The sequence below is a fragment of the Variovorax sp. ZS18.2.2 genome (assembly GCF_024701975.1).
Taxonomy (GTDB): domain Bacteria; phylum Pseudomonadota; class Gammaproteobacteria; order Burkholderiales; family Burkholderiaceae_C; genus Variovorax.
Window position 1 is genome coordinate 1 of sequence record NZ_JANLNM010000009.1, and the last position, 20,087, is coordinate 20,087.

At 62.8% G+C, this 20,087-nt stretch carries 26 protein-coding genes; 22 read left to right on the plus strand and 4 right to left on the minus strand.

The window, feature by feature from the left end; all coding sequences use genetic code 11:
- Nucleotides 1–2,917, minus strand: a 2,917-nt coding sequence (locus NU688_RS34000; RefSeq protein ID WP_308340330.1) for a hypothetical protein, incomplete at its 3' end; no start/stop codon positions are given.
- On the opposite strand from NU688_RS34000, the gene NU688_RS34005 reads away from it, so the two are divergent.
- Nucleotides 2,850–3,797 carry a YadA-like family protein gene (locus NU688_RS34005; protein ID WP_308340331.1) on the plus strand — a complete coding sequence of 316 codons (948 nt, stop codon included), beginning with the start codon at nucleotides 2,850–2,852 and terminating at the stop codon, nucleotides 3,795–3,797. The genes NU688_RS34000 and NU688_RS34005 overlap by 68 nt on opposite strands.
- Before the next feature lie 267 nt (nucleotides 3,798–4,064).
- On the opposite strand, the gene NU688_RS27315 is transcribed toward NU688_RS34005, so the two are convergent.
- Complete coding sequence (locus tag NU688_RS27315) at nucleotides 4,065–5,558, minus strand: Crp/Fnr family transcriptional regulator (RefSeq protein WP_257864004.1); 1,494 nt, start codon at nucleotides 5,556–5,558, stop codon at nucleotides 4,065–4,067.
- A 223-nt stretch (nucleotides 5,559–5,781) separates the two neighbouring features.
- Between NU688_RS27315 and NU688_RS27320 the strand changes: the two genes are divergently transcribed.
- The 6 genes from NU688_RS27320 to NU688_RS27345 all read left to right on the plus strand — a co-directional run bounded on the left by NU688_RS27320 (nucleotide 5,782) and on the right by NU688_RS27345 (nucleotide 10,524).
- Nucleotides 5,782–6,594 carry a Crp/Fnr family transcriptional regulator gene (locus NU688_RS27320; protein WP_257864005.1) on the plus strand — a complete coding sequence of 271 codons (813 nt, stop codon included), beginning with the start codon at nucleotides 5,782–5,784 and terminating at the stop codon, nucleotides 6,592–6,594.
- 35 nt (nucleotides 6,595–6,629) lie between these two features.
- A complete protein-coding gene (locus NU688_RS27325; protein WP_257864006.1) occupies nucleotides 6,630–7,319 on the plus strand; it encodes a Crp/Fnr family transcriptional regulator in 690 nt (229 codons plus the stop codon).
- A gap of 99 nt (nucleotides 7,320–7,418) precedes the next feature.
- Nucleotides 7,419–8,384 (plus strand): LysR substrate-binding domain-containing protein, encoded by a 966-nt coding sequence (locus NU688_RS27330; protein WP_257864007.1) that lies wholly within the window; start codon nucleotides 7,419–7,421, stop codon nucleotides 8,382–8,384.
- Between the two features lie 134 nt (nucleotides 8,385–8,518).
- Nucleotides 8,519–9,100 (plus strand): Dps family protein, encoded by a 582-nt coding sequence (locus tag NU688_RS27335; RefSeq protein WP_308340332.1) that lies wholly within the window; start codon nucleotides 8,519–8,521, stop codon nucleotides 9,098–9,100.
- An 80-nt stretch (nucleotides 9,101–9,180) separates the two neighbouring features.
- The gene (ubiA, locus tag NU688_RS27340; RefSeq protein ID WP_257864258.1) at nucleotides 9,181–10,041 is read left to right on the plus strand and encodes a 4-hydroxybenzoate octaprenyltransferase; all 861 of its coding nucleotides are present in this window, start codon (nucleotides 9,181–9,183) and stop codon (nucleotides 10,039–10,041) included.
- Nucleotides 10,042–10,056: 15 nt separating this feature from the next.
- Nucleotides 10,057–10,524, plus strand: coding sequence for a MaoC/PaaZ C-terminal domain-containing protein (locus NU688_RS27345; RefSeq protein WP_257864008.1), 468 nt, complete (start codon nucleotides 10,057–10,059; stop codon nucleotides 10,522–10,524).
- A 6-nt stretch (nucleotides 10,525–10,530) separates the two neighbouring features.
- Here the strand turns inward: NU688_RS27345 and proC are convergent, their stop codons facing one another.
- Both proC and NU688_RS27355 read right to left on the minus strand, forming a co-directional pair.
- Entirely contained in the window at nucleotides 10,531–11,388 is an 858-nt protein-coding gene (gene proC, locus NU688_RS27350; protein ID WP_257864009.1) for a pyrroline-5-carboxylate reductase, read from the minus strand.
- Nucleotides 11,385–12,497, minus strand: coding sequence for an esterase-like activity of phytase family protein (locus NU688_RS27355; protein ID WP_257864259.1), 1,113 nt, complete (start codon nucleotides 12,495–12,497; stop codon nucleotides 11,385–11,387). The genes proC and NU688_RS27355 overlap by 4 nt, the downstream gene beginning before the upstream one ends.
- A 272-nt stretch (nucleotides 12,498–12,769) precedes the next feature.
- On the opposite strand from NU688_RS27355, the gene rplN reads away from it, so the two are divergent.
- The 15 genes from rplN (at nucleotide 12,770) to rpsD (ending at nucleotide 19,981) form a co-directional block, all read left to right on the plus strand.
- Nucleotides 12,770–13,138 (plus strand): 50S ribosomal protein L14, encoded by a 369-nt coding sequence (gene rplN / locus NU688_RS27360; protein ID WP_009124801.1) that lies wholly within the window; start codon nucleotides 12,770–12,772, stop codon nucleotides 13,136–13,138.
- Nucleotides 13,139–13,151: 13 nt separating this feature from the next.
- Nucleotides 13,152–13,484: a 50S ribosomal protein L24 gene (gene rplX, locus NU688_RS27365; protein ID WP_198788948.1), complete on the plus strand. Its 333-nt coding sequence runs from the start codon at nucleotides 13,152–13,154 to the stop codon at nucleotides 13,482–13,484.
- A gap of 11 nt (nucleotides 13,485–13,495) precedes the next feature.
- A complete protein-coding gene (gene rplE / locus NU688_RS27370) occupies nucleotides 13,496–14,035 on the plus strand; it encodes a 50S ribosomal protein L5 (protein WP_009124804.1) in 540 nt (179 codons plus the stop codon).
- 7 nt (nucleotides 14,036–14,042) lie between these two features.
- The gene (gene rpsN, locus NU688_RS27375; RefSeq protein WP_257864010.1) at nucleotides 14,043–14,348 is read left to right on the plus strand and encodes a 30S ribosomal protein S14; all 306 of its coding nucleotides are present in this window, start codon (nucleotides 14,043–14,045) and stop codon (nucleotides 14,346–14,348) included.
- Nucleotides 14,349–14,368: 20 nt separating this feature from the next.
- Nucleotides 14,369–14,764: a 30S ribosomal protein S8 gene (gene rpsH / locus NU688_RS27380; RefSeq protein ID WP_013544112.1), complete on the plus strand. Its 396-nt coding sequence runs from the start codon at nucleotides 14,369–14,371 to the stop codon at nucleotides 14,762–14,764.
- Nucleotides 14,765–14,788: 24 nt separating this feature from the next.
- Nucleotides 14,789–15,322, plus strand: coding sequence for a 50S ribosomal protein L6 (gene rplF, locus NU688_RS27385; RefSeq protein ID WP_013544111.1), 534 nt, complete (start codon nucleotides 14,789–14,791; stop codon nucleotides 15,320–15,322).
- Between the two features lie 14 nt (nucleotides 15,323–15,336).
- Nucleotides 15,337–15,702 (plus strand): 50S ribosomal protein L18, encoded by a 366-nt coding sequence (rplR, locus tag NU688_RS27390; protein WP_041944073.1) that lies wholly within the window; start codon nucleotides 15,337–15,339, stop codon nucleotides 15,700–15,702.
- An 18-nt stretch (nucleotides 15,703–15,720) separates the two neighbouring features.
- Nucleotides 15,721–16,239, plus strand: coding sequence for a 30S ribosomal protein S5 (gene rpsE, locus NU688_RS27395; protein ID WP_013544109.1), 519 nt, complete (start codon nucleotides 15,721–15,723; stop codon nucleotides 16,237–16,239).
- Nucleotides 16,240–16,274: 35 nt separating this feature from the next.
- Nucleotides 16,275–16,460 (plus strand): 50S ribosomal protein L30, encoded by a 186-nt coding sequence (gene rpmD, locus NU688_RS27400; RefSeq protein ID WP_009124818.1) that lies wholly within the window; start codon nucleotides 16,275–16,277, stop codon nucleotides 16,458–16,460.
- 11 nt (nucleotides 16,461–16,471) lie between these two features.
- The gene (gene rplO / locus NU688_RS27405; protein ID WP_013544108.1) at nucleotides 16,472–16,903 is read left to right on the plus strand and encodes a 50S ribosomal protein L15; all 432 of its coding nucleotides are present in this window, start codon (nucleotides 16,472–16,474) and stop codon (nucleotides 16,901–16,903) included.
- Nucleotides 16,904–16,930: 27 nt separating this feature from the next.
- Complete coding sequence (secY, locus tag NU688_RS27410; RefSeq protein ID WP_257864011.1) at nucleotides 16,931–18,244, plus strand: preprotein translocase subunit SecY; 1,314 nt, start codon at nucleotides 16,931–16,933, stop codon at nucleotides 18,242–18,244.
- 64 nt (nucleotides 18,245–18,308) lie between these two features.
- Nucleotides 18,309–18,422 (plus strand): 50S ribosomal protein L36, encoded by a 114-nt coding sequence (rpmJ, locus tag NU688_RS27415; RefSeq protein ID WP_013544106.1) that lies wholly within the window; start codon nucleotides 18,309–18,311, stop codon nucleotides 18,420–18,422.
- A 23-nt stretch (nucleotides 18,423–18,445) separates the two neighbouring features.
- Nucleotides 18,446–18,811, plus strand: coding sequence for a 30S ribosomal protein S13 (rpsM, locus tag NU688_RS27420; protein ID WP_013544105.1), 366 nt, complete (start codon nucleotides 18,446–18,448; stop codon nucleotides 18,809–18,811).
- Nucleotides 18,812–18,823: 12 nt separating this feature from the next.
- Nucleotides 18,824–19,228, plus strand: coding sequence for a 30S ribosomal protein S11 (rpsK, locus tag NU688_RS27425; protein ID WP_009124825.1), 405 nt, complete (start codon nucleotides 18,824–18,826; stop codon nucleotides 19,226–19,228).
- Between the two features lie 129 nt (nucleotides 19,229–19,357).
- A complete protein-coding gene (gene rpsD, locus NU688_RS27430) occupies nucleotides 19,358–19,981 on the plus strand; it encodes a 30S ribosomal protein S4 (RefSeq protein ID WP_009124826.1) in 624 nt (207 codons plus the stop codon).
- Nucleotides 19,982–20,087 lie beyond the last annotated feature (106 nt).

Consider the following 20,087-nt stretch of genomic DNA (forward strand, 5'->3'; position numbering starts at 1 on the left):
CGTCGTCGGGTCTGAGCACTGCCGCCAGCAGCGTCAGCAGCCTGTCGACCTCGACGTCGTCGGGTCTGAGCACTGCCGCCAGCAGCGTGAGCAGCTTGTCGACTTCGACGTCGTCGGGTCTGAGCACGGCTGCCAGCAGCGTGAGCAGCCTGTCGACTTCCACGTCGTCGGGCCTGAGCACTGCCGCGAGCAGCGTCAGCAGCTTGTCGACCTCCACTTCGTCGGGTCTGAGCACGGCCGCCAGCAGCGTCAGTAGCTTGTCGACCTCCACTTCGTCCGGCCTGAGCACGGCCGCGAGCAGCGTCAGCAGCTTGTCGACCTCGACATCGTCGGGTTTGAGCACGGCCGCCAGCAGCGTGAGCAGCTTGTCGACCTCGACGTCGAGCGGACTGAGCACAGCCGCGAGCAGCGTCAGCAGCTTGTCGACTTCCACTTCGTCGGGTCTGAGCACTGCTGCCAGCAGCGTCAGCAGCCTGTCGACTTCCACGTCGTCTGGTCTGAGCACTGCCGCGAGCAGCGTCAGCAGCCTGTCGACTTCCACGTCGTCCGGCCTGAGCACGGCTGCCAGCAGTGTCAGCAGCCTGTCGACTTCGACGTCGTCGGGTCTGAGCACGGCCGCCAGCAGCGTCAGCAGCTTGTCGACCTCCACTTCGTCGGGTCTGAGCACGGCCGCCAGCAGCGTCAGTAGCTTGTCGACCTCGACGTCGAGCGGTCTGAGCACGGCCGCCAGCAGCGTGAGCAGCTTGTCGACTTCGACGTCGTCCGGTCTAAGCACGGCTGCTAGCAGCGTCAGCAGCTTGTCGACTTCGACGTCGTCCGGTCTGAGCACGGCTGCCAGCAGCGTGAGCAGCCTGTCGACTTCCACGTCGTCCGGCCTGAGCACTGCTGCCAGCAGTGTCAGCAGCCTGTCGACCTCGACGTCGAGCGGTCTGAGCACGGCCGCGAGCAGCGTGAGCAGCTTGTCGACCTCGACGTCGTCAGGCCTGAGCACGGCTGCCAGCAGCGTGAGCAGCTTGTCCACTTCGACATCGTCCGGTCTGAGCACGGCTGCCAGCAGCGTCAGCAGCCTGTCGACTTCGACGTCGTCTGGCCTGAGCACCGCGGCCAGCAGCGTCAGCAGCTTGTCGACCTCCACTTCGTCGGGTCTGAGCACTGCCGCGAGCAGCGTCAGCAGCTTGTCGACTTCGACGTCGTCCGGTCTGAGCACGGCTGCCAGCAGCGTCAGCAGCCTGTCGACTTCCACGTCGTCTGGTCTGAGCACTGCCGCGAGCAGCGTCAGCAGCCTGTCGACTTCCACGTCGTCCGGCCTGAGCACTGCTGCCAGCAGTGTCAGCAGCCTGTCGACTTCGACGTCGTCGGGTCTGAGCACTGCCGCCAGCAGCGTGAGCAGCTTGTCGACTTCGACGTCGTCGGGTCTAAGCACGGCTGCTAGCAGCGTGAGCAGCCTGTCGACTTCGACGTCGTCCGGTCTGAGCACGGCTGCCAGCAGCGTCAGCAGCCTGTCGACTTCCACGTCGTCCGGCCTGAGCACTGCTGCCAGCAGTGTTAGCAGCCTGTCGACCTCGACGTCGAGCGGTCTGAGCACGGCCGCGAGCAGCGTCAGCAGCTTGTCGACTTCCACTTCGTCGGGTCTGAGCACTGCTGCCAGCAGCGTCAGCAGCCTGTCGACTTCCACGTCGTCTGGTCTGAGCACTGCCGCGAGCAGCGTGAGCAGCCTGTCGACTTCGACGTCATCTGGCCTGAGCACGGCTGCCAGCAGCGTGAGCAGTCTTTCGACTTCGACATCGTCCGGTTTGAGCACAGCCGCCAGCAGCGTGAGCAGTTTGTCGACCTCCACGTCGTCGGGTCTGAGCACGGCTGCCAGCAGCGTGAGCAGTCTTTCGACTTCGACATCGTCCGGTTTGAGCACAGCCGCCAGCAGCGTGAGCAGCCTGTCGACCTCGACGTCGTCAGGCCTGAGCACGGCTGCCAGCAGCGTGAGCAGCCTGTCGACTTCGACGTCGTCAGGCTTGAGCACGGCCGCCAGCAGCGTCAGCAGCCTGTCGACCTCGACGTCGTCCGGCCTGAGCACAGCCGCGAGCAGCGTGAGCAGTTTGTCGACTTCGACGTCGTCTGGCCTGAGCACCGCGGCCAGCAGCGTCAGCAGCTTGTCGACCTCCACGTCGAGCGGCCTGAGCACGGCCGCCAGCAGCGTCAGCAGCCTGTCGACCTCGACATCGTCTGGCCTGAGCACGGCTGCCAGCAGCGTGAGCAGTCTTTCGACTTCGACATCGTCCGGCTTGAGCACCGCGGCCAGCAGCGTCAGCAGCTTGTCGACCTCGACGTCGTCAGGCCTGAGCACCGCGGCCAGTAGCGTCAGCAGCCTGTCGACTTCGACGTCGTCGGGCCTGAGCACGGCTGCCAGCAGTGTCAGCAGCTTGTCGACCTCCACGTCGAGCGGCCTGAGCACTGCCGCCAGCAGTGTCAGCAGCCTGTCGACCTCGACGTCGTCGGGCCTGAGCACGGCTGCCAGCAGCGTGAGCAGCTTGTCCACCTCGACATCGTCTGGCCTGAGTACGGCTGCCAGCAGCGTGAGCAGTCTTTCGACTTCGACATCGTCTGGCTTGAGCACGGCCGCCAGCAGCGTGACCAGCCTGTCGACTTCGACGTCGTCAGGCCTGAGCACTGCCGCCAGCAGCGTCAGCAGTCTTTCGACTTCGACATCGTCCGGCCTGAGCACAGCCGCCAGCAGCGTGACCAGCCTGTCGACCGGCCTGAGTACGACCAACAGCAGCGTCAGCAGCCTGTCCACCAGCGTGAGCGGGGCGAGCAGCGGCCTGGCCAGTCTGTCGACTTCGACCTCCACGGGCTTGGCCACCGCGACCAGCAGCATCAGCAGCCTGAGCACGACGGTCAGCACGATCAACGACAAGGGCACCAAGTACTTCCAGGCCAACTCGACAGCCGCAGGTGCGAACGCGAGCGGGCAGGAAGCCGTGGCGATCGGTCCGAAGTCTGTGGCCAGCGGCGCCAGCTCGTTTGCGGCCGGCAACGGCGCGCAGGCGACGGCCGACGGTGCCATCGCGATCGGTGCCGGCGCCTCGGCCACGGCCGCGCAAGGCACGGCCATCGGGTTCGGTGCGGTGGTCACGCAAAGCGGCGGCGTGGCGTTGGGTTCGGGATCGGTGGCTTCCCGGGGCGCAGGCGTCGCGGGCTACGTTCCGGGCAATGCGAATGCAGAGCAGGCAGCGGCCACCAGGGCCACGACCAGCACGCAAGCCGCAGTGTCCGTAGGCGATGCGGCCAACGGCCAGTTCCGCCAGATCACCGGCTTGGCCGCCGGTTCAGCCGACAGCGATGCGACCAACGTTGCGCAGCTGAAAGCCGCATCGAGCGCGGCCAAGGCCAGCAGCGTGCAGTACGAGACCAACGCGGACGGGTCGATCAACTACAACCAGATCACGCTGGGTGGCGGCCAGGCGCCGGGCGGTACGCGCATCTCGAACGTGGCGCCGGGCATCCTGCCGAACGACGCAGTCAACGTCGAGCAGCTGAATCAGGTGCGAGGCCAGGTTGGCAATGTTGCGCGCATCGCGTACTCAGGGATTGCCATGGCCACGGCAATGAGCAGCCTGCCGCAGGCGATGACGCCGGGTAAGAGTCTGGTCTCCATCGGTACAGGCACCTATTCGGGCTATGCCGCAGTGGCCTTTGGCTATTCGGCTCGCTCCGAAGACGGGAAGTGGATCTACAAGGTCAATGGCGCCTATGCGGGCCAGCGATTCAATCTCGGCGTGGGGGTCGGCTATGAGTGGTAACCCGCTTCACGATCGGCTGAGCTGAAGAAGAATCTCTCTGGTCGAATTGCAGAACGCCCTGACGGGAAGCCACAAGAACGTCAGATCCATTTCTGAATCGCCAGCTGCCGATCGAATACATCGCGGCTGGCGGATCAGGATGGAAGCCGATGGAACTGACAAGTCTGGAGACAACCGGCACATGAAGGCGGTGTGATGGCCCGCTGCGCAGGCATCTCCATTCAGGTCTCAACCGTCATGGGTGGGACGGACAGAAGAAGAGGAGCTCTATCTTTCAGCGGATCGGGCCGCGATGTGCCCCAGCGCTTCATGATCCAGCACCGTCACGCCGTTGTACCCAAGTTCGATGGCGCCAGTGGTCGCCAATGCCTTGAGCTCCTTGTTCACCGCTTGTCGGTTCGCCTGCAGAAGCAGTGCGAGGCTCGCCTGGGATACCTTCAGACGCGTGGTGCCTTCGCTCTCGGCCCGCACCCCATGGAGTTCCGCAAGCCGATGGATGGTGGACGCAAGGCGCTGGCGCAGCGAGCCCGCGACCTGCCGGTAGACCGTCTGGGTGTACACCGCATGCTGGCGTTCGGACATCAGCAAGGCTTCTTTCCAGAGCATGGGTTCGCTGTCCAGCGTCTCCAGGACGAGGGTCATGGGCATGTGGATTGCCACCGCATCGGTGTCTGCAATCTGTTCGTAGGCGCCATAGCCGCGGTGCTCGGCGACCGATTGCACCGGCGTGATGTATGTGAAGTCACCGGGACCGAAAAGAATCAAGGCAAAGCGCTCGCCCTCGGGCGATATGCGGCTGATCGTTGTGTGACCCGAGACGAGAAGGATGTATTCCTCAACACCACTCAGAGAGGTCCAGACGACGGATCCGCTCGGATGCTTTTCCAGACGCGATGAACGAAGAAGACGCACCATTGCCTTACTCGACCAAGGCAAGAACGCCTGTTTCGTGCGCAGCGTTCTTTCCATGAACGCCGCCTCAGCCAGGGAGTTTTCTCCTGTCCCCGCGCGCGGCGTTGCGACTGTTGCGTGCTGCACTCGGGGAGGTCGGGCGATTTTTTTCAGTGCAACAGGATCGAGAACCAGAATGCCGTTGTATTTCAGCCGGATCACGCCCGCAATGCTCAGGCTGGCCAGTTCCTTGCTCACGGATTGGCGGCTGACCCGCAGCATGGCCGCCAGATCGTGTTGAGTCAGTCGCAGATGAATCGAGCTGTTCTCGCTGCTGCGGGTGCCGTGGGATGCAGCCAGCTTTTCAATCGTTTCAGCCAGTCGCCGTGGAAGCCGTCCGGACATCTGACTGCTTGTCAGGTCACCCAGCTTCTGGTCTTGCAAGATGACCATATGGCCCAAGTCTCTCCATCGCACGGGGTCGCTGTCGAGCAGCTCGAAAAGCAGATTTCCCTGGATGTGAATGGCAACGACGTCGTTGTTCGCGAAGTATTCGAAGAGGTCATCTTCGAGCGCGACCATATGAGGAAGGCCGAGCAACAGCCCAGTGCCCAGGAGCGTCCAGGCCGCCCCGGCGCCGATGCCTTTGGCGGAAGGTTCGGCGTACAGGACGCTGCCACTCACAAGTACCAATACTTCGGGCGCACGGTTCTTGTCGGACAGCGAGTCTCCCCGCGCGTGCCATTGCAATCTGGAGGATGCCATGAGTCGGCTCATGCTCAGTGAAGACCACGTGGCAAAGGCCGGCATGTCGCGCAAGGTGCGCTCCATCAGTTCCTTGTCGCTCAGGCGTGGTTCAGTCTTGGCCATTGGCTTCTTGGGAGCTTGCGTAGGAAAAGCTGCATCGTGTCCGTTTCGAAGAGGAGGGTCAAAAAAATGCGTCTCGCAGCATCTTCTTGCAGAGATTAATTCTGCAATTGATCGTGCATTCGATGCAGATCGACTTTTCAAAAAATCTGGATCACCAGTCGTGCGAGCGGCGGGCCAAGCTGTGGTCGGATGCCGCCGCAGTCGCCGTGGAGGAATATTCAAGGTGCGCTGGCACCAGAACAAGAAAGCGGGTCAAGCGCGTGACGGCCCGCAACAGGAGAGCCATGTGGCAGATGTCCAGCTTCGTACAAGCCATAAAGAATTGATGAACCGCACATTGCGGGAAATGCCTTGCTTTGCCCAGTGGCCGCCCGTTGCCTTGAGTCAACTCATCGGCTCTTCCAGGCTTTGCTGGCATAAGCGCGGAACCATGCTGTCGGCCGATGTCGAGGCCGACAAGCCCGAAATCTTTGTGATCGTGTCCGGGCATGTCTTGCATGTCGAAGCCCCGCGCGACAGCGCCCGGCTGAACTGGGCGTTGCGAGGGCCGCGCCATATCCTCGGCTTTTCCTACATGCTCGATCTTGGAGGTCGCCGCCTTGAATATGTCGCGAACGACGAGGTGGTTGCCATTCACATTCCTGGTCATCTGCTCTTCGCGTTTCTTGACGACGACCCGGTGCGATGGAAAGACATGGGCCGCATGGTGCTGCAGCAGGAGCGGACGCAGATTGACTTGGTAGTTGGCCAGACTGCTGGCTCGTTTGTGCAGAGGCTTGCCAGCACCGTCGAGCAGCTCGCTGCGCTTTATGGCGTCCGGGCGATAGATAAGGATGTCGTGCATCTTCGCCTGACCCAGCAGACCCTTGCGGATATCCTGCAGGTCAGCCGTCAATCTGTGAATGCGCAAATTTCGACCTGGGCTGCCCTGGGTGTCGTCGAGGTTCAATACAACGGGATTCTGATATTGGACCCGTCGGCGTTGAGGAAATTTTCCAGACCTCCTGCGCCATTGAAAGACGGGGTTCCCGTATGAACAAAGGTCGCCACTCCATCACGGAGCTGACGTTCATGGACGCTGCACTGCGGGAAAAATCAGCCTTTTCGCCTTGGTCATCCGTGGCGATGAACAAGCTGCTTGCGCATTCCTATGTGGGACGCCATTCGCGAGGGCATGTCTTTTCGACCGAACTGCAGGGCCCCGCGCAAGCCTTTCTGATCATCTCGGGCGAGGTGCTGGCCGCCTGTGTTTGCCCGCAACGCGAGCGATTCGTCGTGATGCTGTTGGGGTCCGGCGTGATCATGGGCATCACGCAGGTATTCGGCAGCGCAGAACGCGCCGCCTACGACTTCAGTGCGCACAGCGAGGTTGTGGCGATTCATATGCCGACCCTCCTGCTTCTCGAGATACTCGATGCGGATCCGCTTCTCTGGAAGAAAATGATGTTGATGATCGTGCGTCAGCACGTCGGTCACGTTGAAATGTTACGTAGCCAAATTGAGGGCGCCTTGCGGCGGCGCGTGGCCTCCACGATCGAGCGCCTGGCAGCGCTCTACGGCAATCGCATTGCCGAGGGCGGCGGCATTCGCCTGCAGTTGTCGCAGTCAAATCTTGCGGAGATCCTGCAGGCCAATCGGCAAGCGATCAACAAGGAACTCAAAGCACTTGCGAACGCGGGAGCAATTGGCCTCGAGTACAACGCCCTGACGGTACTGAACCAGAATGTATTGAGGCAGATGGCGCGCGGAACTGCAGCGTGAAGCGATGCGGCACGTTGCCGCGTTCAGCCGACATCGTCGCCAGCTTCTACCCCCTGACAACGCCGGGTCACGAAGGCTTGCGCATAATTGATGCAAGCTATGACTCTCACAGAACTCAAATACATCGTCGCAGTAGCCCGCGAACGGCACTTCGGCAAGGCGGCCGAGGCCTGCTACGTCTCCCAACCGACCCTCTCGGTGGCCATCAAGAAACTCGAGGATGAACTCGAGGTCAAGCTCTTCGAGCGCAGTGCCGGCGAAGTGACCGTCACGCCGCTCGGCGAGCAGATCGTGCAGCAGGCGCAAAGCGTGCTCGATCAGGCCGCCAGCATCAAGGAAATCGCCAAGCGCGGCAAAGACCCGCTGGCCGGCCCGCTCAATCTGGGCGTGATCTACACCATCGGCCCGTATCTGCTGCCCGACCTGGTGCGCCAGGTGATCGCGCGCACGCCGCAGATGCCGCTGGTGCTGCAGGAGAACTTCACCGCCAAGCTGCTGGAGATGCTGCGCGCCGGCGAGATCGACTGCGCCGTGATGGCCGAGCCCTTTCCCGACACCGGTCTTGCGATGGCGCCGCTGTACGACGAGCCCTTCATGGCCGCGCTGCCGGTCAACCACAAGTTCGCCGGCCGCGAATCGATCACCTCGGAAGAACTGCAGAGCGAGACCATGCTGCTGCTGGGCACCGGCCACTGCTTTCGCGACCATGTGCTCGAGGTATGCCCCGAGTTCGCGCGCTTCTCCAGCAATGCCGAAGGCATCCGCAAGAGCTTCGAGGGCTCTTCGCTCGAGACCATCAAGCACATGGTGGCCTCGGGCATGGGCGTGACGCTGGTGCCGCGCCTCTCGGTGCCGGCCGAGGCGCTCAAGCCCAAGGGCAAGGGCCGCAAGGACTCAGAGCAGATGGTGCGCTACCTGCCCGTGCGCGACGCGCACGACCGCGATCCGCCCACGCGCCGCGTGGTGCTGGCATGGCGGCGCACCTTCACGCGCTACGAGGCCATTGCCGCGTTGCGCAATGCGATCTATGCGTGCGAGCTGCCGGGCGTCAAGCGCCTGTCCTAGCGATTTGCGACCTTGGCCTACGTGGCGGGCGTTTTGAATCGTTGATCGCTGGGATAGAGTGACGCTGTTGCGAAGCCGCGCGCCGGCTTCGAAAATCGACATGTTCCTCTCAACTTGAAGAAAGACCATTCGCCATGGCCAAAGCTCCAAAGAAAATCAAGCCAGCGTCGACCGCCTCCTCGGGCAAGGTGCCCAAGAAGGGCGGCGCGATCGTCGCGCAGGAGTCCGGCAGCCGCAACGCGCCGATCATCAATATCGGCATCGAGCGCCAGGACCGCGCGGCCATCGCCGAAGGCCTGAGCCGCGTGCTGGCCGACACCTACACGCTGTACCTCACGACGCACAACTTCCACTGGAACGTGACCGGTCCGCACTTCAACTCGCTGCACGCGATGTTCATGGGCCAGTACACCGAACTGTGGGGCTCGACCGACGTGCTTGCCGAACGCATCCGCGCCCTGGGCCACTACGCGCCGGGCTCGTACGCCGAGTTCAGCAAGATCGCCACCGTGCCCGACGTGCCGCAGACACCGCCCAAGGCGATGGAGATGGTGCGCATCCTGGTCAAGGGCCACGAGACCGTCTCGCGCATCGCGCGCGAATTCATCCCCGTGGCGGAAGAGGCCGGCGACGATCCGACCGCCGACATGCTGACCGCGCGCTGCACGGTGCACGACCAGACCGCCTGGATGCTGCGCTCGCTGTTGGAAGACTGAGTTCGCCGGCATCCCGGAATCCGGGAGGCGAAACCAAGAGCGGCACAATGGCCGCTCTTTTTTCGTCCGTCTCTTTCTGCATGCTCGCACGCCGTCTCGCGCTCTACCTCGACCTGATCCGCTGGAACCGCCCTGCCGGCTGGCTGTTGCTGCTCTGGCCCACGCTGGGCGCGCTCTGGTTCGCGGCCGATGGCTGGCCGGGCTGGCAGCTGGTCGTGGTGTTCACGCTCGGCACCTTCCTCATGCGCAGCGCGGGCTGCTGCGTCAACGACGTGGCCGATCGCGACTTCGACCGCCATGTGAAGCGCACCGCCCAGCGGCCCGTGACGAGCGGCGCCATATCGGTCAAGGAGGCACTTGCGCTCGGTGCGGTGCTGGCGCTCGCGGCCTTCGGGCTGGTGCTCACCACCAACCGTGTGACGGTGCTCTGGTCGTTCGCGGCGCTGGCCATCACGCTGATCTATCCGTTCGCCAAGCGCTTCGTGTCGATTCCGCAGGCGGTGCTGGGCATTGCCTTCAGCTTCGGCATCCCGATGGCCTTTGCGGCGGTGCAGTCCACCGTGCCCATGTTCGCCGCCTGGCTGCTGGCCGGCAACCTGTTCTGGGTGCTGGCCTACGACACCGAGTACGCGATGGTCGACCGCGACGACGACCTGAAGATCGGCATGAAGACCTCGGCCATCACCTTCGGCCGCTTCGACGTGGCGGCAGTGATGCTGAGCTACGCGATCTTCCTGGCGATCTGGGCATGGGCCGGTGCCAGCCGCTCGCTGGGCCTGCTGTTCTTCGCGGGGATCGCCATCGCCGCGGGACAGGCGCTTTGGCACTGGCGGCTGATTCGCGACCGGACCCGCGATGGCTGCTTCAAGGCCTTTCGGCTGAACCACTGGCTAGGCTTCACGGTGTTCGTTGGCGTGGTGGCCGGCTACGTCATCCGGTAAAGAAAGAGGACGCACATGCTTGACCGCCTGACGCAGAAGATCGGCCAGGAAGGCTTGTCCGAGTGGCACGTCATCACGCAGCAGATGGTCGACCAGTACGCGGTGCTCTCGGGCGATGGCGAAGGCGAGTGGATCCACCTCGATCCCGAGCGCGCGGCCCGCGAGGCGAACTATGGCGGAACGATCGTGCCGGGCTTCTTCCAGGTCGCGCACCTGATCCGGCTGACCGGCGAGGCGATGCGCACGCTGCTGCCCTTCGATTCGAACCACGCGCTGAACTACGGCTTCGACCGCCTGCGCTTCGTCAGGCCGATGCCGGTGGGCGCGCGCTTTCGGGCGCGAGTGCGCATTCTCGGCGCGACGCCCAAGGGGGAAGATGGCTTTCTGCTGAAGGAAGAGGTGCTGCTCGAACTCGAGGACGGCACCGTCACGCTGGCGGCCGAGTGGCTGTTCTTTCTCGGGCCGCGCGCGCTGGCGGCCTGATCTGGCTCAGCCGCGCCCGAATTCCTCGCCCAGTTCGGCCGCCCGCTTCTGCGCGGCGCGAATGGCGGTCTTGAACTGTGCTTTCACGTCCGCGCCTTCCAGCGAGGTGATCGCCGCGTAGGTCGTGCCGCCCTTGGAGGTCACGCGCTCGCGCAGCACCGAAGGCGGTTCGGTCGCGCTGTGCGCCAGCGCCGAGGCGCCGGTGAAGGTGCCGATGGCCAGCCGTTGGGCCTGGTCGGGCGTGAGGCCCATCTCGATGCCGGCCTCGGTCATCGCCTCGATGAAATAGAACACGTAGGCCGGGCCCGAGCCGGACATGGCGGTGACCGCATCGAGCGCAGGTTCGGCATCGACCCAGAGCAGCTCGCCCGTGGGCGTCAGCAGCTGGCCGACGAGTGCGCGATCGGCGCCGGTGACCTCCGGCCGCGCGAACAGGCCGGTCATGCCCTGGCCGACCAGCGCGGGCGTGTTCGGCATGGCGCGCACCACGCGCTCGGTGCCCAGCCAGCGGGCGATGCTGTCCGACGGAATGCCCGCGGCCACGCTCAGGTGCAGCGCGTCCTCGGCGAAGGCGCGCACCGGCTTTGCGGCCTCCGCAAAAGCCTGAGGCTTGACGGCCCACACCACGACGCCACAGCGTGAAAGCGCTTCGCTCGCCTCGGCCTGCGCCGTGATGCCGAAGGACTGCGCGAGCTTCGTACGCGCCGCCTCGAAGGGCTCGACCACCTCGAATGCGTCGGCCCGGGTGCCTTGCTGGATCAGTCCGCCGATGATGGCGCTGGCCATGTTGCCGCCGCCGATGAAGGCGATGGGCGGCAGCGGCGCGGGGGCGGTGCGGGGCAGGAAAGTCACGGCGATAGTCATGGTCGGTCGATGTATTCGAAGGCGGCGAACTGGGTCACTTGCAGCGGATTGAAATTGTCGTCGCTCACGACCACCAGCAGGCGGTTACCGTTGGCCAGCGGCGGCCCCCAGCACATGCCCTCGGTGTTGTCGAGGCGGGAGAGGCCGAGCGCGGCGAAGTCGGCCACCAGGGTCTTGGCGACGGGCTGGTGGTTGCCCGGCGCGAGCGCGTCGATGGCGAGCACGTCGCCGGCGGCGCGGGTGTCGATTTCGTAGAGGCGGAGCGAATTGCCGGTGCCGGTGGCATAGGCGCGTTCGAGCACCAGCATGCGGTGCGCATCGAGCATCAGCACCTCGCTCACGCCGTTGTCGGCATAGCTGCCGGGGACGAGGGGGCGCAGGGGGATGGCGTCGGAGGCGTAGGCGATCTGGCGCGTCGCCTGGCCGGTCTCCAGGTCGACCTGGGTGAAGCGGCAGGGCCCGCCGGGCGCGCGGGTGGTGGGGATGGGGCCGTCCTGGATCAGGGCGTTTTCCATCGACAGCCAGGCGAAACGGCCGTCAGGCGTGAGGGCGATGCCCTCGAAAGTCAGGTTGTCGCGCGGACCGCGGCGCTGGACCGGATCGGGCGTGAACATCGCGGGCAGGGCGAATTCGCGCAAAAAACGGCCGTCGCGCGCCGATTCATACAGTGCGGGGCCGAAACCGCGGGCGATGTCGCCTTCGCTGGTCCAGAGCAAGGTGCCGGTGGACGGGCGCAGGCGGATGGCTTCTGGGTCGGGAACCGGGAGCCTGGTGACTGCGTGGCGCCGGTCGGGCCAGGGGCCGCCGCCGGGGCGTTGCAATTGAACAACGCCCGTTGGCTCTGGCTGGGCCGCCTGCGGCTGGGGCCAGCGAGCCGTGTAATAGCGGACGGGGGCCAAGTCTGACCGGTCGTCGCTGATAAGCAGGTACTCACCTCGTGCAGTGTCGTAGTCGATGCCGGAAAGGCCGCCCGCCGTGGTGTCTTCTATATGGAGCCTGTGAGCCCAGCGTGCCTCGGCAATGCGCCGCAGACGCCCGGTGCCTGGAATCGGCGTTGCGCTCCCGCAACCGGCGACGCTCAGCGCCAGCGCGGCAGCCGCACCTCCCAGGAGGCTGCGGCGAGTGGGAAATGGGGGCAAAAGATGGGTTTTGGCAGTGGCGCGCACGCCCCGGAGTCTAGTGCCAGCACGTGATGGTGTAATGAGCCGGTTGACATCGGCAGAAGTGCCTGCAATAATCGCGGGCTTCGCTTCCAAAAGGCGAAGCTTTCAGCCCAAAGCGGAAGTGCCTCGAGTGGTTCGAGGTGCCAACGACGGGCCCAAGACTGACCGCGGTGTCTCCCTCCTGGAGGCTCATCGGTACAAGTTGGGAATATCAAGAAATGATCCAAACTGAATCCCGGCTCGAAGTGGCCGACAACACGGGCGCGAAATCCGTCCTGTGTATCAAGGTGCTCGGTGGCTCCAAGCGGCGTTATGCCAGCGTGGGCGACGTCATCAAGGTCAGCATCAAGGAAGCCGCTCCACGTGGTCGCGTCAAGAAGGGCGAGATCTACAGTGCAGTGGTGGTCCGCACCGCCAAGGGCATCCGTCGCGCCGACGGTTCGCTCGTCAAGTTCGACGGCAACGCAGCAGTGTTGCTCAACGCCAAGCTGGAGCCTATCGGCACCCGCATCTTCGGACCGGTGACGCGCGAGCTGCGCACCGAGAAGTTCATGAAGATCGTGTCGCTGGCACCCGAAGTTCTGTAAGGACAACAACGCCATGAACAAGATTCGCAAAGGCGACCAGGTCATCGTGTTGGCCGGTCGTGACAAGGGCAAGCGCGGTACCGTGTCGCTCCGCAAGGACGACTCGCATATCGTCATCGAAGGCCTGAACCTCGTGAAGAAGCACACCAAGCCGAACCCGCTCAAGGGTACGACCGGTGGCATCGTCGAGAAGTCCATGCCCATTCACCAATCCAATGTGGCGATCTTCAATGCCGCGACCGGCAAGGCCGATCGCGTGGGCATCAAGATCTCCCAGGGTGCTGACGGCAAGCGCGTGGCTGTTCGCGTCTTCAAGTCCAGCGGCGACGAAATCAAGTTCGCCTAAGAGGTACTCACATGGCACGTCTCCAACAACACTATCGCGAAAAGATCGCGAAAGACCTGACGGAAAAGTTCGGCTACAAGTCGCCGATGCAGGTCCCCCGCCTCACCAAGATCACCCTGAACATGGGTGTGGGTGAAGCAGTCGCCGACAAGAAGGTTCTCGACAACGCTGTCGCCGACCTGACCAAGATCGCCGGCCAGAAGCCCGTGGTCACCAAGTCGAAGAAGGCTATCGCCGGTTTCAAGATCCGCGAAATGCAACCCATCGGCTGCATGGTCACGCTGCGTGGCGTGCAGATGTATGAGTTCCTGGACCGTTTCGTGACCATCGCGCTGCCGCGTGTTCGCGACTTCCGCGGCATCTCCGGCCGTGCGTTCGACGGCCGTGGCAACTACAACATCGGCGTCAAGGAACAGATCATTTTCCCTGAGATCGAGTACGACAAGGTCGATGCCCTGCGCGGTCTCAATATCAGCATCACGACGACGGCCAAGACCGACGAAGAAGCCAAGGCGCTTCTCGCTGGTTTCCGTTTCCCGTTCAAGAACTGAGGCGAGCATGGCTAAACAATCTTTGATCCAGCGCGAACTCAAGCGCGACAAGCTGGTTGCCAAGTTCGCTGCGAAGCATGCGGAACTGAAGGCAGCTTCCAATGACATGAAGAAGAGCGACGAAGAGCGCGCAGCTGCCCGCCTGGGCCTGCAAAAGCTTCCGCGCAACGCGAACCCGACCCGCCAACGCAATCGTTGCGCGATCACCGGTCGTCCGCGTGGCACCTTCCGTCAATTCGGTCTGGCCCGCGCCAAGATCCGTGAACTGGCTTTCGCTGGCGACATCCCCGGTGTCACCAAGGCCAGCTGGTAAGCCAGGCAGGAGCAAACAACATGAGCATGAGTGATCCCATTGCCGACCTGCTGACGCGTATCCGTAACGCGCAGATGGTGGCGAAGCCCACCGTGTCGGTCCCTTCTTCCAAGGTGAAGATCGCGATCGCACAAGTCCTGAAGGACGAGGGCTACATCGACGGCTTCCAGGTCAAGACCGAAGCCGGCAAGAGCGAACTTGAAATCGTCCTGAAGTACTACGCTGGCCGTCCGGTCATCGAGCGCATCGAGCGCGTGAGCCGTCCTGGCCTGCGTGTCTACAAGGCCAGTGCTTCCATTCCGCAAGTCCAGAACGGTCTCGGCGTTGCGATCGTCACGACCCCCCAGGGTGTGATGACCGACCGCAAGGCGCGCGCCACCGGTGTCGGCGGCGAAGTTCTGTGCTACGTCGCCTAACCGAGACATCGAGGAGTCACTGAAATGTCCCGAGTAGGAAAAATGCCGATCACCATCCCCGCAGGCGTGGATGTGTCGATCAAGGAAGACCAGATCAGCGTCAAGGGCACGGGCGGCACGCTCAACCTTGCACGCAACCCCCTGGTCAAGGTCGTCAGCAATGACGGCAAGCTGAACTTCGAACCCGCCAACGAATCGCGTGAAGCGAATGCGATGAGCGGCACGATCCGTCAGCTGGTGAACAACATGGTGGTTGGCGTGACCAAGGGCTTCGAGAAGAAGCTCAACCTGGTCGGCGTCGGCTACAAGGCCGCAGCGTCCAACAACAAGTTGAACCTGCAAGTCGGTTATTCGCACCCGGTCAACATCGACATGCCGCAAGGCATCACGGTGGCCACCGCGACCCCGACCGAAATCGTGATCAAGGGTGCTGACCGTCAGCGCGTTGGTCAAATCGCCGCTGAGATCCGCGCTGTTCGTCCGCCTGAGCCTTACAAGGGCAAGGGCATCCGTTATTCGGACGAGAAGATCGTGATCAAAGAGACCAAGAAGAAGTAAGGGGCAGCAAAATGATGTTGACCAAAAAAGCACAGCGTCTTCGCCGCTCGCGCCAGACCCGCATCCGTATCGCGACGCAGGGCGTGGCCCGTCTGACGGTGAACCGCACCAACCTGCACATCTATGCCACCGTCATCTCCGACGACGGCACCAAGGTGATCGCAACCGCATCGACGGCAGAAGCCGAAATGCGTACCTCGCTCGGCGGTTCGGGCAAGGGCGGCAATGCCGCTGCTGCCACCGCCGTCGGCAAGCGCATCGCTGAAAAGGCGAAGGCTGCCGGCGTCGAGAAGGTCGCCTTCGACCGCGCAGGTTTTGCGTACCACGGCCGCGTCAAGGCGCTGGCCGAGGCGGCTCGCGAAGCCGGTCTGCAGTTCTAACCGGACACGAGATTCAAAATGGCAAAGATTCAAGCAAGAACGCAGAACGAAGGCCCTGAAGACGGTTTGCGCGAGAAGATGATCGCGATCAACCGCGTCACCAAGGTGGTGAAGGGTGGTCGTATCCTCGGTTTCGCAGCACTCACCGTGGTGGGCGACGGCGAAGGTCGCGTCGGCATGGGCAAGGGCAAGTCGAAAGAAGTGCCTGCTGCAGTGCAGAAGGCAATGGAAGAAGCCCGTCGCAACCTGGCCAAGATCTCGATCAAGAACGGCACGCTGCATCACCGCGTGACGGGTCACCATGGCGCCGCTTCGGTTGTCATGATCCCCGCCCCGAAGGGGACCGGCATCATCGCCGGCGGCCCGATGCGCGCCGTGTTCGAAGTCATGGGCATCACCGACATCGTGGCCAAGAGCCATGGTTCGTCGAATCCCTACAACATGGTTCGCGCCACGCTCGATGGGTTGAAGAACTCGACGACCGCGTCCGCAGTGGCTGCCAAGCGTGGCCTGACCGTCGAAGAAATCTTCGCCTAACCGCAAGCCTTCGCAAGCCTGCAAGAAGCATTCAAATGACGACGCAACAACAAACCCTCAAGGTGCAATTGGTCAAGAGCCCGATTGGCACCAAGGAATCGCATCGCGCGACCGTGCGTGGCCTCGGCCTGCGCAAGCTCAACAGCGTGAGCGAGCTGCAAGACACCCCGGCGGTGCGCGGCATGATCAACAAGATCAGTTATCTGGTCAAAGTTCTGTAAGAGAGACTGATATGGAACTCAATGGCATCAAGCCGGCAGCCGGCGCCAAGCACGCCAAGCGCCGCGTCGGCCGTGGTATCGGCTCGGGCATCGGCAAGACCGCAGGTCGCGGTCACAAGGGCCAGAAGTCGCGCGCAGGCGGTTTCCACAAGGTTGGTTTCGAAGGCGGCCAGATGCCGCTGCAACGTCGCCTGCCCAAGCGTGGTTTCAAGTCGCATCTGCTGAAGTTCAACGCCGAAGTCACGCTGACTGCCCTCGAGCAGCTCGGCCTGGCCGAAGTGGATGTCCTGGCGCTGAAGCAAGCCGGCCTCGTGGGCCAGCTCGCCAAGGTCGTCAAGATCATCAAGACCGGTGAACTCACCAAGGCCGTCAAGCTGACGGGCGTGGGTGCAACGGCTGGCGCCAAGGCTGCGATCGAAGCAGCCGGCGGCAGCATCGCCTGATCACCCTCGGACTGAAAGAAGTTCTTCGTGGCAACTAACGCGGCAACGATCGCAAAAACAGGCAAGTTCGGCGACCTCCGTCGTCGGCTCGTCTTTTTGCTGCTCGCGCTCGTGGTCTACCGGATTGGCGCGCACATTCCTGTGCCGGGTATCAACCCGGACCAGCTTGCAGCGTTGTTCCAGGGCCAGCAAGGCGGCATTCTGAGCCTGTTCAACATGTTCTCGGGCGGGGCGCTGTCGCGCTTCACCGTGTTCGCGTTGGGGATCATGCCGTACATCTCGGCGTCGATCATCATGCAGCTGATGACCTACGTGCTTCCGACCTTCGAGCAATTGAAGAAGGAAGGCGAGGCCGGCCGCCGCAAGATCACGCAGTACACGCGCTATGGCGCGCTCGGTCTGGCTCTGTTCCAGTCGTTCAGCATCGCTGTGGCACTTGAATCGTCGGCCGGTCTTGTGATCGCCCCCGGTTTCGGTTTCCGCATCACCGCCATGGTGAGCCTGACTGCTGGTTCGATGTTCCTGATGTGGCTCGGCGAGCAGATCACCGAACGCGGCCTGGGTAACGGCATCTCGATCCTGATCTTTGCAGGCATCGCGGCAGGTTTGCCGAGCGCCGTGGCAGGTCTGGGTTCGCTGGTGACCACCGGTGCCATGAACCCGATCATTGCGCTCTTCATCATCGCGGTCGTGGTCCTAGTGACCTACTTCGTGGTGTTCGTCGAACGCGGTCAGCGCAAGATCCTCGTGAACTATGCGCGGCGCCAGGTCGGCAACAAGGTCTATGGCGGCCAGTCGTCGCACCTGCCCTTGAAGCTGAACATGGCCGGTGTGATTCCGCCGATCTTCGCCTCGTCGATCATCCTGCTTCCCGCAACGGTGGTCGGTTGGTTCAGTACCGGTGAAGGTGGCTTCCGCTGGATCAAGGACATTGCCAACGCACTGCGTCCGGGCGAGCCGATCTACGTGCTGCTGTATGCCGCTGCGATCGTTTTCTTCTGCTTCTTCTACACGGCACTCGTGTTCAACAGCAAGGAAACGGCCGACAACCTGAAGAAGAGTGGGGCATTCATTCCTGGCATTCGCCCGGGTGACCAGACCGCTCGCTATATCGACAAGATTCTGGTTCGCCTGACGTTGGCCGGCGCGGTGTACATCACCTTCGTCTGCCTGCTGCCCGAGTTCCTGATCCTGAAGTACAACGTGCCGTTCTACTTCGGTGGTACCTCCCTGCTGATCATCGTGGTCGTCACGATGGACTTCATGGCCCAGGTGCAAAACTACATGATGTCCCAGCAGTACGAATCGCTGCTGAAGAAGGCGAACTTCAAGACATCGTAGGGCTGTGATTCAGTATCGAGATCGGGCGGTAGACCGCCACGTTAAACAGTTTTAGGAGAATGAAATGAGAGTTTCGGCTTCGGTCAAAACCATCTGCCGTAATTGCAAGGTCATCCGCCGTAAAGGTGTGGTGCGTGTGATTTGCACCGACCCGCGCCACAAGCAGCGCCAGGGTTGATTGAAGAGTATTAGAGGACGCACATGGCACGTATTGCTGGCATCAACATCCCGCCGCACAAGCACGCTGAAATCGGCCTGACCGCCATTTTCGGTATCGGTCGCACCCGCGCCCGTCAAATCTGCGAAGCGAGCGGCATCGAATATTCGAAGAAGATCAAGGATCTGACCGACGCCGATCTCGAGAAGATCCGCGATCAGATCGCTCTGTTCACGATCGAAGGCGATCTGCGTCGCGAGACGACGATGAACATCAAGCGTTTGATGGACATCGGCTGCTATCGCGGCTTCCGTCACCGTCGCGGCCTGCCGATGCGCGGCCAGCGCACGCGCACCAATGCCCGCACCCGCAAGGGTCCGCGCAAGGCTGCGCAGTCCCTGAAGAAATAAGGATAGACCAGCATGGCTAAAGCACCTGCAAACAACGCCGCACAGCGCGTTCGCAAGAAGGTTCGCAAGAACGTTGCGGACGGTATCGCCCACGTGCATGCCTCGTTCAACAACACCATCATCACGATCACCGATCGCCAGGGCAACGCCCTGTCGTGGGCTTCGTCGGGTGGCCAGGGCTTCAAGGGCTCGCGCAAGTCGACCCCGTTCGCTGCGCAGGTCGCTTCCGAAGTGGCCGGCCGTGCTGCTGTCGAACAAGGTATCAAGAACCTCGACGTCGAGATCAAGGGCCCGGGCCCCGGTCGCGAATCGTCGGTGCGCGCACTGGCTGCGCTCGGCATCCGGATCAATTCCATTGCCGACGTGACGCCCGTTCCGCACAACGGCTGCCGTCCCCAGAAGCGTCGCCGCATCTGATCGTCAGTCCGCAAGGCGCAGCCAGCTTTCGAGCGGCTGCGCATTTGTTTTTTAACTAAGCCCACCGCCATCCGCGTCTCGCCGATGGCTCCCGCAGGCAACTGCGGCAGATGACACAAAGGAAAAATCGTGGCACGTTACCTCGGCCCCAAGGCCAAACTTTCCCGCCGTGAAGGCACCGACCTGTTCTTGAAGAGCGCCCGCCGCTCCATTCAAGACAAGGCCAAGTTCGATTCCAAGCCCGGCCAGCACGGTCGCACTTCGGGTCAGCGCACCTCGGACTACGGTCTGCAACTGCGCGAAAAGCAGAAGGTCAAGCGCATGTACGGCGTGCTGGAAAAGCAGTTCCGCCGCTACTTCGAAGAAGCCGATCGTCGCCGTGGCAACACCGGTGCCAACCTGCTGTTCATTCTCGAATCGCGCCTGGACAACGTCGTCTACCGCATGGGCTTCGGCTCGACCCGCGCTGAAGCACGTCAACTCGTGTCGCACAAGGCGATCACGGTGAACGGCCAGTCGGTCAACATCCCGTCGTACCTGGTCAAGACCGGCGACGTGATCGCCGTGCGCGACAAGTCGAAGAAGCAGAACCGCATTGTCGAAGCGCTGCAACTCGCCCAGCAAGTCGGTATTCCGGCATGGGTCGACGTGAATGCCGACAAGGCCGAAGGCACCTTCAAGAAGGTGCCCGATCGCGACGAATTCGCAGCCGACATCAACGAATCGCTGATCGTCGAACTGTATTCGCGTTGATTTTTTTGTTCCCGCACACCTCGCGTGTGTGGGAAACAAGTTTTTGTTGTTCACGTTCCTGCCCCGTGCTTTGTTGCGGGTCAGGTGCTTCACCAGCCTTACCGGT

Bases quoted from the DNA above. Each gene is read 5' to 3' on its own strand.
- NU688_RS27315 (WP_257864004.1), bottom strand. From the start codon at position 5,558: ATGGCCAAGACTGAACCACGCCTGAGCGACAAGGAACTGATGGAGCGC.
- NU688_RS27325 (WP_257864006.1), top strand. From the start codon at position 6,630: ATGGACGCTGCACTGCGGGAAAAATCAGCCTTTTCGCCTTGGTCATCC.
- NU688_RS27330 (WP_257864007.1), top strand. From the start codon at position 7,419: ATGACTCTCACAGAACTCAAATACATCGTCGCAGTAGCCCGCGAACGG.
- NU688_RS27335 (WP_308340332.1), top strand. From the start codon at position 8,519: ATGGCCAAAGCTCCAAAGAAAATCAAGCCAGCGTCGACCGCCTCCTCG.
- ubiA (WP_257864258.1), top strand. From the start codon at position 9,181: ATGCTCGCACGCCGTCTCGCGCTCTACCTCGACCTGATCCGCTGGAAC.
- NU688_RS27345 (WP_257864008.1), top strand. From the start codon at position 10,057: ATGCTTGACCGCCTGACGCAGAAGATCGGCCAGGAAGGCTTGTCCGAG.
- proC (WP_257864009.1), bottom strand. From the start codon at position 11,388: ATGACTATCGCCGTGACTTTCCTGCCCCGCACCGCCCCCGCGCCGCTG.
- rplN (WP_009124801.1), top strand. From the start codon at position 12,770: ATGATCCAAACTGAATCCCGGCTCGAAGTGGCCGACAACACGGGCGCG.
- rplX (WP_198788948.1), top strand. From the start codon at position 13,152: ATGAACAAGATTCGCAAAGGCGACCAGGTCATCGTGTTGGCCGGTCGT.
- rplE (WP_009124804.1), top strand. From the start codon at position 13,496: ATGGCACGTCTCCAACAACACTATCGCGAAAAGATCGCGAAAGACCTG.
- rpsN (WP_257864010.1), top strand. From the start codon at position 14,043: ATGGCTAAACAATCTTTGATCCAGCGCGAACTCAAGCGCGACAAGCTG.
- rpsH (WP_013544112.1), top strand. From the start codon at position 14,369: ATGAGCATGAGTGATCCCATTGCCGACCTGCTGACGCGTATCCGTAAC.
- rplF (WP_013544111.1), top strand. From the start codon at position 14,789: ATGTCCCGAGTAGGAAAAATGCCGATCACCATCCCCGCAGGCGTGGAT.
- rplR (WP_041944073.1), top strand. From the start codon at position 15,337: ATGTTGACCAAAAAAGCACAGCGTCTTCGCCGCTCGCGCCAGACCCGC.
- rpsE (WP_013544109.1), top strand. From the start codon at position 15,721: ATGGCAAAGATTCAAGCAAGAACGCAGAACGAAGGCCCTGAAGACGGT.
- rpmD (WP_009124818.1), top strand. From the start codon at position 16,275: ATGACGACGCAACAACAAACCCTCAAGGTGCAATTGGTCAAGAGCCCG.
- rplO (WP_013544108.1), top strand. From the start codon at position 16,472: ATGGAACTCAATGGCATCAAGCCGGCAGCCGGCGCCAAGCACGCCAAG.
- rpmJ (WP_013544106.1), top strand. From the start codon at position 18,309: ATGAGAGTTTCGGCTTCGGTCAAAACCATCTGCCGTAATTGCAAGGTC.
- rpsM (WP_013544105.1), top strand. From the start codon at position 18,446: ATGGCACGTATTGCTGGCATCAACATCCCGCCGCACAAGCACGCTGAA.
- rpsK (WP_009124825.1), top strand. From the start codon at position 18,824: ATGGCTAAAGCACCTGCAAACAACGCCGCACAGCGCGTTCGCAAGAAG.